The following is a 12,712-nucleotide window of genomic DNA, read 5'->3' on the forward strand; positions in this document are numbered from 1 at the left end:
ACCTTGCACTCCCTGCGCTAAAATGCGCCGCCTTACACCCCCCCATGACGCCGAGCCTCCGCCCCACCCGCAGCCCCGCCCGGCACGGGCAACGGTCGCGGTGGACGGCAAGTCCGGCCGCAGGCTCCGCGGCTATCGAGGCTGCCATGCCCGTACGAGGTCCTCCGGTCCCCAGTGCGCGGTCAGTGGCAGATCATCGGCCACCCCGCAGCGGGAGACCGCGACCATCGGGGTGTCCGGGGCGGTACCGGGAACAGCGAGCATGCCGCGTACCAAGGCGTCGTACTCATGACGGCCGAAGGGCTGGGTCTCCAGCCACTTGACCGACCCGACGAAGTGCACCTGCCGGGCCACCGGCTCGCGGTCTGCACCGATGAGGTCGATCTCGGGGTTGTTCTGACGGTTCCACCAGCCGCCGATGGCCTCGGTCTCGGGCCACTCGGCATTGGGCATCAGGCGCAGCAAGGACTCGCGGATCAGCGGCTCGACCGCTCGCCCGCGCCAGGTGGTCCATGACCGCTCGATGCGTTCCAGTGCCAAGTCACCGCGGCCACGCTCGATGAGCGGGATCGCGCGCACCAGGAAGGCCAGCCAGAACCGGAGATACGGGTCAGCGATCCGGTAGCGCTTGTTCTTGCTGTCCGGCTTGACGGACAGGGGGAGATCAGCGGCCAGGACTCGCTTGGCCTGCAGCATGGCCAGCAGCGGGGAGAGCGTGCCGGACGGCAGCGCGCTGACGCCGCCGGCCTGGGCCGCAATGGCGCTGAACGTACGCTCGCCGCTGCCAACCGCTTCCAGGACGGCCCGTGAGTGCGAAGCCTCGGGAAATTCACCCAGCAGGCACAGCTCGCCGGCCACCAGCAGGGGCGAGAGAGGATTGGCGACCGAAGCCCGCAAGAAGTCCGTACGCCCCATACCCGGCCGCCACGACTGCACGATCTCGGGGAATCCTCCAGTGATCAACTGGGCGTCGACGGCCCCGGCGGCGTCGAGCCCGGTCATGGCCTGCACGTCGGCCAGGTTCAGGGGGCGAATGGTCATTTTCGCCGCCCGGCCGAAGAACGGGCGCCCGTACGACTGCAGTGCCTCCATCACCGATGTGTCGCTGCCGACCAGCAGCAGAAGCACGGGCTTGGAAGACAGGTGACGGTCCCAGACGGTCTGGAGTGCGCCCTCGAATTCCTGATCCTGCTCGACCAGCCAGGGCACCTCATCAATCACCGCGATGCTGGGTGAGTCATCGGGTACCGCGAGCGCCAGCGAGCGCAGGGCCTGGTTCCAGTCCTGCGCCTGAAGGCCAGCCACCAGCTCCACCCCCGGCAGCGGCGACTGCGCGAGGGCCGCGGCGAAGTCGGCGCGCTCAGTCACCGGGTTACGCCCTCGGGTGGCCTGAAACACCACGTACGGCGCTCCCGAGCGGTCGCAGAACTCCTGGACCAGTCGTGACTTCCCCACCCGGCGCCGGCCCGTCATGATCACAGCCCGCCCTCGAGTGGCTCCAACACCCTCTGCCACTGCCCGGTACTGCTCGCCCAGCAGTTCAAGATCCCCGACCCGACCTTGAAACTCCATGACACCCCCGGGAACTAACGTAGATAGATTATTACGTAGATTGAATCTTACTTCACCTCAAGCGGCCTCATGAATAGAGTGCACAGACGGCCACGGAGAGTGAGATCACCGGGGCATCCGACGCCTATCAGGGGGATTGGCGCCACAGAGGTCGGCGCGATTCGACCCAGATCCGTCCGTGCGGATCGCGAGGCGCCCCTTGCCTGCGACGGGACGGACGGGTGGATGTGATGGGCCTTCAGAACGAGCGTCATGCGAGCGTCGACAACCCGACGGGCGCGCGGACACGCTTTGCGTCACCATCGCCGTGCCCGTCTGAAATCGCAGGTCAGGCGGGTATCGCAGACAAGCCCCGCGCTTCACCTGTTGGACGAGGGGAAACAGGTCAAGCGGACGACGATAACCACAAAACCGCAGGTCAGGAGCCCTTCGCGGCCGGCTCCAGAATCGCCACGCACTCCACGTGGTGCGTCATCGGGAACAGATCGAACGCCCGCAGCGTCCGCACCCGGTACCCGCCCTCCCGGAAGTACGCGATGTCGCGTGCCAGGGCCGCCGGGTCGCAGGCGACGTAGGCGATCCGCCGGGCGCCCAGGGAGGACAGGTGCTCGACCGTCCTCCGGCCGGCGCCGGCGCGCGGGGGGTCGAGAACGATGAGTTCGACCTCCGTGATGCCCGTGCGCGGCAGCACCGACTCGACCTTGCCCTGCTCGATGCGGACCCGCGGGAAGTCGGCCAGGTTGTGCCGGGCGTCCTCGACCGCTCGCTTGCCGGACTCGATGCCGAGGACGGCGCCCTTCTCGCCGAGGCGGTCGGCGAGGGCGCCCGCGAAGAGGCCGACGCCGCAGTAGAGGTCGAGGGCGGTTTCGCCCTTGCGGGGCAGCAGGCCCTGCATCACGGCCGTCACGAGGGTGTCGGCGGCCTTCGGGTGGACCTGCCAGAAGCCGCCGTTCCCGACGCGGTGGGTACGGCCGTCAGCGCGCTCGCGGACAAAGGGGCGGCCGTGGACGCGGTGGATACCGCCGTCGTTCTCGTCCACCCGCAGCACGGAGACCGGCCGGTCCAGCTCGACCAGCGGCAGGCGGGCACCCGGCCGCGGCGTCAGGATCACCTGGCGGTCCTGGGACCCCGTCGCCGCGATCGCCTCGACCTGGGCCATGCCGGGCCAGTCCCGCCGGACGACGCCGAGCTCGCTGACGCCCTCGGCCGCGATCATGCAGTGGTCGATCCGCTCGACCTCGTGCGAGCGGTGCCGACGCAGTCCGGCGTGCCCCTCGGCGTCCACCGCGTACTGCACGCGCGTCCGCCACTGCGGGACCTGGCCCGCGGGGAGCTTGTCGCCCTCGGCCGGCATCACGGTGCCGTCCCAGCCGGCCTCCTCGGGGGTGAGGCCCGCGAGCCGCTTCAGCTGCTCGGCGATCACCTCGCCCTTCAGACGGCGCTGGGCGCCCGGTTTGGCGTGCTGCCAGTCGCAGCCGCCGCAGCGGCCGGGCCCGGCGAAGGGGCAGGGGGCCTCGATGCGGTCCTTGGAGGCGTCGAGGACCTCGACGGCGTCCGCGCGGAGGAAGCGGGCGCCCTCCTCACCCTCGGTCACCCGGGCCACGACCCGCTCGCCGGGCAACGCGTGCCGGACGAACAGCACCCGTCCGGCGGGGGTGCGGGCGATGCAGTGCCCGCCGTGCGCGACGGGACCGACCTCGACTTCGTACTCCTCCCCCACGAGCGAGCCCGCCTGCGACTTCTTCGGTTCTGCCTGCATGGCGGGGTGACTCCAGATCGAGAGAGGGACGGCGTGCGGGGCCGGACCGGCTCCCGCGTGTTCCGGGAGCCCGACAACAGCCCACCAGTCTACTTGGGCGGCGACGACTCCTTCGGCCGCTCCTGGGCCGGACCGCGGCGCACCGCACCGGGCGCGTTCCATTCCTGCCGCTTGCGGGCACGTTTCTTGGCCGCCTCGGAGGACTGCAGCTGATAGGGCACCGAGGTGACCATGATGCCGGGCGTGAACAGCAGGCGTCCCTTGAGCCGGAGCGCGCTCTGGTTGTGCAGCAGGTGCTCGTACCAGTGGCCGACCACGTACTCGGGGATGATCACCGAGACCGCGTCGCGCGGGGACTCCCTGCGCAGGCTCTTGACGTACTCGATGACCGGCCGTGTGATCTCGCGGTAGGGCGAGTCCAGGACCTTCAGCGGTACGTCGATGGAGCGCCGCTCCCACTCGGCGCGCAGCGCCTTGGTCTCCGCGGGGTCGACGTTGACGGTGAGCGCCTCCAGGGTGTCGGAGCGCATCAGCTTGGCGTACGCGAGGGCGCGCAGGGTCGGCCGGTGGATCTTGGAGATGAGGACCACCGAGTGGACGCGGGAGGGGCGCACGGTGTCGTCGCCGGGGCTCTCCGGGGCGACGAGTTCCGCGGACACGCGGTCGTAGTGGCGGCGGATCGCGGTCATCGTCACGAAGAAGATGACCATGCCGAGCAGGGCGACCCAGGCGCCGTGGGTGAACTTCGTGACCAGGACGACGACGAGGACCAGGCCGGTGAAGAAGGCGCCGAAGGCGTTGATCGCGCGGGAGCGGACCATGTGGCGGCGCTTGGCCGGGTCCCGCTCCTGGGCCAGGTGGCGGTTCCAGTGCCGGACCATGCCGATCTGGCTGAGCGTGAAGGACACGAACACGCCGACGATGTACAGCTGGATCAGCCGGGTCGAGTCTGCGCCGTAGATCCACACCAGGAGGGTGGCGGCGCCGGCAAGGAGCACGATGCCGTTGGAGAAGGCGAGGCGGTCGCCACGGGTGTGCAGCTGACGCGGGAGGTAGCGGTCCTGGGCGAGGATCGAGCCGAGGACGGGGAAGCCGTTGTAGGCGGTGTTGGCGGCGAGGAACAGCACGAGGGCGGTGGCCGCCGCCAGGATGACGAAGAAGAAGCTGCCCTTGCCGAAGACGGCCTCGGCGACCTGGGTGATGACCGGGTTCTGGACGTAGTCGGGACCGACCGGGACGCCGTTCCTGAGCAGGTCGGAGGCCGGGTTCTCGGCCATGCGGACCTTGGTGGCGAGGGCGAGGACGATGATGCCGCAGAACATGGTGACGGCGAGCAGGCCCATCATCGCGAGGGTGGTCGCCGCGTTCCTCGACTTCGGCTTGCGGAAGGCGGGCACGCCGTTGGAGATCGCCTCGACGCCGGTCAGGGCGGCGCAGCCGGAGGAGAAGGCGCGCAGCAGCAGGAAGATCAGTGCGAAGCCGGCCAGGCCCTGGTGCTCGGCCTCGATGTGGAAGCCGGCCGTCGGCGCCCGCATGGTGTCGCCGAGGAGCAGTCCGCGGAAGGCACCCCAGGCGATCATGATGAAGACGCCCGCGACGAAGACGTACGTCGGGATGGCGAAGAGCTTGCCGGACTCCTTCACGCCGCGCAGGTTCATCAGCGTGAGCAGGACGATCACGGCGACGGCGCAGGGCGTCTTGTGCTCGACGACGAAGGGGATCGCGGAGCCCAGGTTCTCGATGCCGGACGCGATGGAGACGGCGACGGTGAGGACGTAGTCGACGAGCAGGGCACTCGCGACCGTCAGGCCCGCCCGGGGGCCGAGGTTGGTGGTGGCAACCTCGTAGTCGCCGCCGCCGCTGGGGTAGGCGTGCACGTTCTGCCGGTAGGACGCGACCACGGTGAACATCAGCACGACGACCGCGACCGCGATCCAGGGGCTGAAGTGGTACGCCGACACGCCCGCGATGGACAGGACCAGCAACACCTCCCCGGGCGCATACGCCACGGAGGACAGCGGGTCGGAGGCGAAGACGGGGAGTGCGATGCGCTTCGGCAGGAGTGTTTCCCCCAGCCGATCACTGCGCAGTGCGCGCCCGATCAGAATCCGCTTGGGCACGTCGGTCAGTTTGGACACAACAGAGGATCGTAAGCCTTCGAACAGGGGCTCGCCCACACACCCACGCCGATCTGCCGCACGGGTGGAAACGGAGGCCCTACGAGCGAGGGATTCCGCAGGCGGTGCCGCCCCGTGCCTAGATGTCTGGACCCCCCGCCGCCACCACGCCCTGGAGGTCCCGTGCCCGCCCTCGCGGAGCCGACCGGAGCCGCCCTCGCACTCGTCGGCCTCGGATTCCTCACCCTGCGCAGCGTGCGCAGCATCACGCGCCGCGGGCCCTGCACCCCCGGTAACCCTGTACGGGGGTGCACACCCCGGACCACCCCTGTGTAGCTTGGTCGCCGGTCTGAGAACCTGTTACCGCCACGTCAGAGACTCTTGACACCGGAAGGACGGTCGTGCACATCGTCATCATGGGCTGCGGCAGAGTGGGGTCCGCTCTCGCCCAGACCCTGGAGCAACAGGGGCACACGGTCGCAGTGATCGACCAGGACCCCACCGCCTTCCGACGCCTGGGCTCCTCCTTCGGTGGCCGCCGGGTCACCGGGGTCGGCTTCGACCAGGACACCCTGCGCGAAGCGGGCATCGAGGAGGCCGGCGCCTTCGCCGCGGTCTCCAGCGGCGACAACTCCAACATCATCGCCGCCCGCGTGGCCCGTGAGATGTTCGGCATCGAGAACGTCGCCGCCCGGATCTACGACCCCCGGCGGGCCGAGGTCTACCAGCGCCTGGGCATCCCGACGGTCGCCACCGTGCGCTGGACGGCCGACCAGATGCTGCGCCGTCTGCTGCCGTCGGGCGCCGAGCCGCTGTGGCGGGACCCCACCGGCGGGGTGCAACTGGCCGAGGTGCACACCTCGACCGCCTGGGTCGGCCACAAGATCAGCAGGCTCCAGGAGGAGACGGGCGTCCGCGTCGCGTTCCTCACCCGCCTCGGCGAGGCGATCCTGCCCACCTCGCAGACGGTGTTGCAGGAGGGCGACCTGGTGCACGTGATGATGCGTGCGGACGAGGTCGAGAAGGTGGAGGCGGCGTTCGCCCAGGGTCCTGAAGAGGAGGGCGGTCACTGATGAGGGTCGCCATTGCCGGTGCCGGCGCGGTCGGCCGCTCGATCGCGGGCGAGCTGCTGGAGAACGGCCACGAGGTCCTGCTGATCGACAAGGCGCCGACCGCGATCTCGGTCGAGCGCGTTCCGCAGGCGGAGTGGCTGCTCGCCGACGCCTGCGAGATCACGTCCCTGGACGAGGCGGCGCTGCAACGCTGCAACGTCGTGATCGCCGCGACCGGCGACGACAAGGTCAACCTGGTCGTCTCGCTGCTGGCGAAGACGGAGTACGGCGTGCCCCGTGTGGTGGCCCGCGTGAACAACCCCAAGAACGAGTGGCTGTTCAACGAGTCCTGGGGCGTGGACGTCGCCGTCTCCACTCCGCGTCTGATGTCGGCCCTGGTCGAGGAGGCGGTGAGCGTCGGCGACCTGGTGCGGCTGTTGCGCTTCAGCCACGGCGACGCCAACCTGGTCGAGCTGACCCTGCCGGAGGAGTCGGCCCTGGCCGGCACGCAGGTCGGGGACGTGGAGTGGCCGCAGGACACCTCGCTGGTCACGATCATTCGCGGCACCCGCGTGCTCACCCCGTCCCGTGACGACTCCCTGGAGCCGGGCGACGAGCTGCTGTTCGTGGCTGCGCAGGCCCGGGAGCAGCAGTTGGAGGACCTGCTGTCGGTGCGCCGGGACGTCGGCTGACGTTCCCTCCGGCACGGCGCGATGAGGGGCGCCCCCGATGACCGGGGGCCCCCTCTCTCGTGTGGTCGCGTCGCCGGGCCGTCACCGCACCGAGCGGTGCGGTGACGGCAGGAGAGGCGAGAGAGGCTGGTGAGGCGGGCGGGACGGCGGCCACAGCCGCGGTGCGCGGAGGTGGCAGATGCCGGGCCGTTCGTCCGTGCGGCGGCGTGTGGGGGCCGCGGGCGGTCTGTCTACTCCCCCGGGCGGACGGCGGCCTCTCGCTCGGCCTTCTCCGCGGCCTCCATCTCGGCGAACACGTCGATCGGCGCCGGAGCCTTCGCCAGGAACACCCAGGTCAGCCAGACTGCCAGCAGGAACGGCGGGATCTTCAGGGCGACCAGCACCCAGCCCAGCTGGGTGGTGTCCGCCCACCAGTACAGCGGGAACAGGACCGCGCACTTGGCGAGCAGGATCAGACCCCAGGCCCAACTGGCCTTGGTGTAGGCCTTCTTACGGCCCGGGTTTCGGGTCCGCCAGGAGAGGTTCTCCTTGAAGACCGGGCCGAGGATCAGCCCGATCAGCGGCACACCGGCCAGCGCGGTGATGATGTACGCCAGCGCCAGACCCAGCGTGTAGAGCATGCCCGGCAGGTAGAAGTCCTTGGCATTGCCGGTCATCATCGCGAAGACGACACCGAAGGCCACGCCGAAGACACCGCTGAAGGCGTGCTTGACGGTGTCCTTCATGGCCAGCCGTACCACGACCAGGACCACGGACACTGCCAGCGCGGCGATCGCCGACCAGTGAAGGTCCTTGTTGATCGTGAAGATCGTGACGAAGAGCAGGCCGGGGAGCACGGTCTCGACCATGCCCCGTACCCCGCCGAACGCCTCGAAGAGCGCGGCCTCCGTCACGGTCCGGGCATCGTCCGCCACAGTGTCTTCGGTCGGCTTGTCGAGGGACGTCACCGGCTACTCCCGTCCGAGCGGTCTCAGTTCGTATTTCGGGTTGAACAGCACCCGGCGGCCCCGGCTCATCGAGATCCGGCCCGATGCGATCAGCTTGCGCCCCGGTTCTATCCCCACGATGGAGCGCCGGCCGAGCCACACCACGTCCAGGGCGCCCGAGCCGTCGAACAGCTCGGCCTCCAGAGCCGGGACTCCGGCCCGCGGGCGCAGCGTGACCGTGCGCAAGGTACCAGTAACCGTGACGATCTGTCGGTCCTGGCAGTCTCCGATCCGGGTGCAGCCGGCGGTCGCGGCGTCCTCCCGCAGTTCCTCGGACTCCAGCTCCGCCTGGGACGAGGAAAGCCGGTCGAGCATGCGCCGGAACCGGCCCGCCTGCTTTTCGGAACGAGGAACAGCACTCATGTCTGAAGCGTACCGGGGTGCACTGTGAGCACCGTACCCCCGGCTCCGTCACCCGAACCGGCGGCTCGCGGACGGCCTCCGTCCACCGGTGGGGCAAGCCCGGGCGGGTGATCCGGAGGGGTGTGCCGGACACGAGAAGGACCGCACCCCGTACCGGGATGCGGCCCTCGTCGTGGACGGATCAGCGGACCTCGGTGATCTCCGGCCCGCGCTGCAGCTGGCCCATGCCTCCGGAGAAGCGGGAGCCCTCCTCCTGCTGGACGCCCTCGGGAACCATCTGGGCGTCGTTGGGGAGCTTCAGGACGATGGGGTCGCGGGGCGCCATCGGGCCGTCACCGCGGGCGACGACCGTGTCCCGGAAGATCTGCTCCAGCAGACCGGCGGCCTGCGGCTGCACCGCGCCCTGGCCCGAGATCACACCGCGCAGGAACCAGCGAGGGCCGTCCACGCCGACGAACCTGACCACCTGGAAACCGCCCGTGCCGTCCGGCAGCTGCACCGGCACCTGCGCCCGCAGCTCCCAGCCGAGCGGGCCCTCGACCTCGTCCACGATGCCACCCTGCTGGGTGATGCCGGAGCCGATCTCCTCACGCACCTCGCCCCAGATGCCCTCGCGCTTCGGCGCGGCGAAGGCCTGCAGCTGGATGGCGCTGTCACGCAGTACGACCGTCGCCGCGACGATCGCGTCGCCGGCGACCTCGACCCTGAGTTCCATGCCGTCGACGCCCGGCACGAACATGCCGCCGAGGTCCACCCGGCCCTCGCCCGGCTCGCGCACCTCGGTGCTGTCCCAGGGCCCGTCGGGCCGCGGCTCGGGCTCCAGGCGCACGCGCTCGCGCTCGCCCTCGTCGTCCGCCTCGGTGTCGACGCTGTCGACGACCTGCTCGGCCTCGCCGGCCGCGCCCTCGGCGGCATCCTTCTTCTTGCGACGTCCGAACACGTCACTGTCCTTCCCGGTCGGATACGACCGAAGCGTATCGATTCCCACCCGTCCGGCCGCCCTCGGCGACCCGACCGCTTGTGCCGCTCACGCCGCCCACCGCGGCATGGCCACCGGTGGACCCGAAGCCCCCCTCGGCCCGCGCCGAATCGGGAAGCTCCGCGACCTCCTGGAAGCGGACCCTCTCGACCTGCTGGACGACCAGTTGGGCAATCCGGTCGAAGCGCTCGAACCGCACGCACTCGCGCGGGTCGAGATTCACCACGATCACCTTGATCTCCCCACGGTACCCGGCATCAACCGTCCCCGGGGCATTCACGAGGGCGACACCGCAGCGGGCGGCGAGCCCCGATCGGGGGTGTACGAAGGCCGCGTACCCCTCCGGGAGGGCGACAGACACCCCGGTGGGCAGCACGGCCCGCTCGCCGGGGGCCAGTGCCTGGGCCACGGTGGTGCGCAGGTCGGCTCCCGCGTCGCCGGGATGCTCGTACGCCGGAAGCGGTACGTCCGGGTCGACGCGCCGGATGAGCACACCGAGTTCACGGCGGTGCTCACGGCTCACGGGTTCACCTCGAAGGCGCGGGTGCGCCGGACCTGGTCGGGGTCGCTCATGGCGGCCTGGATCTCCTCCTCGCGGCCGTGGTCGATGAAGTGGTCGACCTTGACCTCGATGAACAGCGCCTCGGCCCGGACGGCGACGGGACCGTCGGGACCGCCGATGCGCCCGGTCGCCGCCGAGTAGATCTTCCGCCCGGCCACGGCGGTCACCTCGGCCTGGAGGTGGAGGGTGGTGCCGACGGGCACCGGCCGCACGAAGTCGGTCTCCAGCCGCCCGGTGACGGCGATGGTGCGCAGCAGCCAGTTCAGCGAGCCGAGCGTCTCGTCGAGGGCCGTGGCCAGCACCCCGCCGTGCGCGAGGCCGGGAGCGCCCTGGTGGGCGGACTGGACGGTGAACTCGGCGGTCAGGCTCACGCCCTCGCCGGCCCGTGCCTCCAGGTGCAGTCCGTGCGGTTGCCCGCCGCCGCATCCGAAACAGTGTTCGTAGTGGGCACCGAGGATCTCGCCGGGTGCGGGCGCCTCGGGATGGCGCACCGGTTTCACGGCGTCGGCCGGGGGCTGAAGGGCTGCGGAAGTACCACTCACAGGCGCAGACCTTACCCGCCCGTCCGCAGCCCGCCACCGCCGTGCCCGCTGCACCCGGCGGCCCGCCCACCCTGCTCCCGGCGGAATCGGGTCATCGTGCCAAGCTTGGCTCCATGCAGCTCTCCGCCACCCCGTACGAAGAACGCCTCACCGCCCCCCGCTCGTGGTGGCTCGTCTCCGTCCTCGTGGGCATCGCCCTGGCGCTGATCCTGGTGCCCTTCGGCACCCTTCCGACGCTGGGCGGCCTGGTCGGCGGCACCGCCGCCGCGGCCGTGACGGCCAGCGCGTACGGCTCCGTCCGCATCCGTGTGGTCGGGGGCCTGCTCGTCGCGGGCGAGGCGAAGATCCCGGTGACGGCGCTGGGTGCGGCGGAGACCCTGGACGCCGAGGAGGCGCGTGCGTGGCGCACCTACAAGGCGGACACACGCGCGTTCATGCTCCTGCGGGCCTACATCCCCACGGCGCTGCGGGTGGAGGTCACCGATTCCGGGGACCCGACGCCGTACCTGTACCTGTCGACGCGGGAGCCGGAGCGGCTGGCTCGGGCGCTGGAGGCGGCGAAGGCCGCTGCCTGAGGGGTCCGGCGGTGCGCTCGGTCAGTGACCGAGCTCCCCGGCGATCTCGCCCAGCGCCAGCGGCCGGTCGGGCTGCTCCAGCGGCGGCTGCTCGGGGAGGACGTCCCAGGGGACCTGAGCCTTGCGCAGGTCGGTCCGGACGCGCGCGGCGAGCCTTCTGGTCTCGCGGCGGTTCAGGACGGCGCCGACACCGGCTCCGATCATGAACGGCATCAGGTTCGGCAGATCGCGTACCAGCCGCTTCATGATCTGCTGGCGCAGCTCGCGCTTCATGCGGCCCCCGAGGGCCGCGTCGATCGTCGACGGCCTGAGCACGTCGATACCGCGTTCCCCGGACCACGAGCGCAGGTACAGGGTGCTGCGTTCCCTCAGTCCGCCGGGCGGCCGCAGGCCGTAGACCTCGTGGAGTTCGGCGATGAGTTTCAGCTCGATCGCCGCGACGCCGGTGATCTCCGTGGCCAGTTCGGCCGGCATGGCCGGCGGCACGGGAAGCATGGCGGCGGCGCCGATGCCCGCGCCCACGGTGGACGTCGCGCGCGAGGCACCCGCCACGAGTCTGTCCGCGAGCTGTTCGGGCCCGAGGCCGGGGAACTGCCGGCGGAGGGTCGCCAGGTCCCGTACGGGCACGCGCGGGGCGATGTCGATGACGCGGTCGACGAGGTAGGACAGGCCCGCCCGGGCCTGGCTGCCGCTCCTGCGGGCGCCTTCCCGGCCCAGTTCACCGGCTCTGCGCCGGATCGCCGCCGCTCTCGTGCGTGCTGCGGGCACCGTCGCCCGGGCCGGGGGCGCGCTCCGCTCGGGGGCTCCTCCCTCGGGCTGGGTCGGCGCCGGGAGGTGCTCCCGGCCGCCGGGCGATTCGAGCGAGGCCGCCCGCGTCCTGCCGGGTGCCGGATCCGTCGTATCGGATGCCGGTCCCGCCGCATCGGACGTACCGGGTGAGCCTCGCTCGTCGTCACGCACGCCGTGGGGACCGTCGGACGGTCCCGAGTCCGCTCCCCACCGGGGGAAGCGTCGCTTCCGGGAAGGGGTCGAGCCAGTCACGGCCGACCCGGCCTCAGTCGCAGTCGCGGCAGATCGGCTGGCCGTTCCTCTCCCGCGCCAGCTGGCTGCGGTGGTGCACCAGGAAGCAGCTCATGCACGTGAACTCGTCCTGCTGCTTCGGCAGCACACGGACGGCCAGCTCCTCGTTGGACAGGTCGGCGCCGGGAAGCTCCAGGCCCTCGGCGGCCTCGAACTCGTCGACGTCGACCGAGGACGCCGACTTGTCGTTCCGGCGAGCCTTCAGTTCTTCCAGGCTGTCCGAGTCGACGTCGTCGTCGGTCTTGCGTGGGGTGTCGTAATCGGTTGCCATGTCGCTCTCCCCCTCTGGGTGTCTGCGGTGTCTCCAGCGCACGTAACGCGTGAGAGGCCGGACTTGTGCCCGACCCGAGGCGGAGATTTTGCCTCACATCAAGGTCTGTTACTCAATCGACACCCAACCGGACTCCTCAAGAGTGATCGGCTTGGATGGCGA

General features: G+C 70.7%; 13 protein-coding genes. 3 read left to right on the forward strand and 10 right to left on the reverse strand.

From position 1 onward, the window contains the following. Window positions 1-132: 132 nt before the first annotated feature. From I3F54_RS01210 to I3F54_RS01220, 3 genes are all read right to left on the reverse strand, one after another. The gene (locus tag I3F54_RS01210) at window positions 133-1,572 is read right to left on the reverse strand and encodes a DUF234 domain-containing protein (RefSeq protein WP_240116623.1); all 1,440 of its coding nucleotides are present in this window, start codon (window positions 1,570-1,572) and stop codon (window positions 133-135) included. A 418-nt stretch (window positions 1,573-1,990) separates the two neighbouring features. Continuing rightward, complete coding sequence (locus I3F54_RS01215) at window positions 1,991-3,331, reverse strand: class I SAM-dependent RNA methyltransferase (RefSeq protein WP_240116624.1); 1,341 nt, start codon at window positions 3,329-3,331, stop codon at window positions 1,991-1,993. 89 nt (window positions 3,332-3,420) lie between these two features. Continuing rightward, window positions 3,421-5,469 (reverse strand): APC family permease, encoded by a 2,049-nt coding sequence (locus I3F54_RS01220; RefSeq protein WP_240116625.1) that lies wholly within the window; start codon window positions 5,467-5,469, stop codon window positions 3,421-3,423. A 380-nt stretch (window positions 5,470-5,849) separates the two neighbouring features. On the opposite strand from I3F54_RS01220, the gene I3F54_RS01225 reads away from it, so the two are divergent. Together I3F54_RS01225 and I3F54_RS01230 are read left to right on the forward strand one after the other, a co-directional pair. Beyond that, on the forward strand, window positions 5,850-6,521 hold the full coding sequence (locus I3F54_RS01225; RefSeq protein ID WP_205384680.1) for a TrkA family potassium uptake protein: 672 nt from the start codon (window positions 5,850-5,852) through the stop codon (window positions 6,519-6,521). Then, a complete protein-coding gene (locus I3F54_RS01230; protein ID WP_240116626.1) occupies window positions 6,521-7,192 on the forward strand; it encodes a TrkA family potassium uptake protein in 672 nt (223 codons plus the stop codon). Before I3F54_RS01225 ends, I3F54_RS01230 begins: the two co-directional genes overlap by 1 nt. A gap of 230 nt (window positions 7,193-7,422) precedes the next feature. Here I3F54_RS01230 and I3F54_RS01235 read toward each other — a convergent pair whose 3' ends face one another. From I3F54_RS01235 to I3F54_RS01255, 5 genes are all read right to left on the reverse strand, one after another. Continuing rightward, window positions 7,423-8,139 (reverse strand): DUF3159 domain-containing protein, encoded by a 717-nt coding sequence (locus tag I3F54_RS01235; RefSeq protein WP_240116627.1) that lies wholly within the window; start codon window positions 8,137-8,139, stop codon window positions 7,423-7,425. Between the two features lie 3 nt (window positions 8,140-8,142). Next, window positions 8,143-8,541 (reverse strand): OB-fold nucleic acid binding domain-containing protein, encoded by a 399-nt coding sequence (locus I3F54_RS01240; RefSeq protein ID WP_240116628.1) that lies wholly within the window; start codon window positions 8,539-8,541, stop codon window positions 8,143-8,145. A 181-nt stretch (window positions 8,542-8,722) separates the two neighbouring features. Further along, complete coding sequence (locus I3F54_RS01245) at window positions 8,723-9,481, reverse strand: DUF3710 domain-containing protein (protein ID WP_240116629.1); 759 nt, start codon at window positions 9,479-9,481, stop codon at window positions 8,723-8,725. 1 nt (window position 9,482) lies between these two features. Next, window positions 9,483-10,043: a dUTP diphosphatase gene (gene dut / locus I3F54_RS01250; RefSeq protein ID WP_240116630.1), complete on the reverse strand. Its 561-nt coding sequence runs from the start codon at window positions 10,041-10,043 to the stop codon at window positions 9,483-9,485. Then, complete coding sequence (locus I3F54_RS01255; protein WP_240116631.1) at window positions 10,040-10,624, reverse strand: PaaI family thioesterase; 585 nt, start codon at window positions 10,622-10,624, stop codon at window positions 10,040-10,042. Before I3F54_RS01255 ends, dut begins: the two co-directional genes overlap by 4 nt. A 113-nt stretch (window positions 10,625-10,737) precedes the next feature. On the opposite strand from I3F54_RS01255, the gene I3F54_RS01260 reads away from it, so the two are divergent. After that, the gene (locus I3F54_RS01260) at window positions 10,738-11,199 is read left to right on the forward strand and encodes a DUF3093 domain-containing protein (protein ID WP_240116632.1); all 462 of its coding nucleotides are present in this window, start codon (window positions 10,738-10,740) and stop codon (window positions 11,197-11,199) included. A gap of 21 nt (window positions 11,200-11,220) precedes the next feature. Here the strand turns inward: I3F54_RS01260 and I3F54_RS01265 are convergent, their stop codons facing one another. After that, complete coding sequence (locus I3F54_RS01265; protein ID WP_240116633.1) at window positions 11,221-12,240, reverse strand: hypothetical protein; 1,020 nt, start codon at window positions 12,238-12,240, stop codon at window positions 11,221-11,223. A 13-nt stretch (window positions 12,241-12,253) separates the two neighbouring features. Beyond that, on the reverse strand, window positions 12,254-12,550 hold the full coding sequence (locus I3F54_RS01270) for a DUF4193 domain-containing protein (protein ID WP_205384670.1): 297 nt from the start codon (window positions 12,548-12,550) through the stop codon (window positions 12,254-12,256). Window positions 12,551-12,712 lie beyond the last annotated feature (162 nt).

The sequence above is a fragment of the Streptomyces sp. MUM 2J genome (assembly GCF_022414535.1).
Taxonomy (GTDB): Bacteria; Actinomycetota; Actinomycetes; order Streptomycetales; family Streptomycetaceae; genus Streptomyces.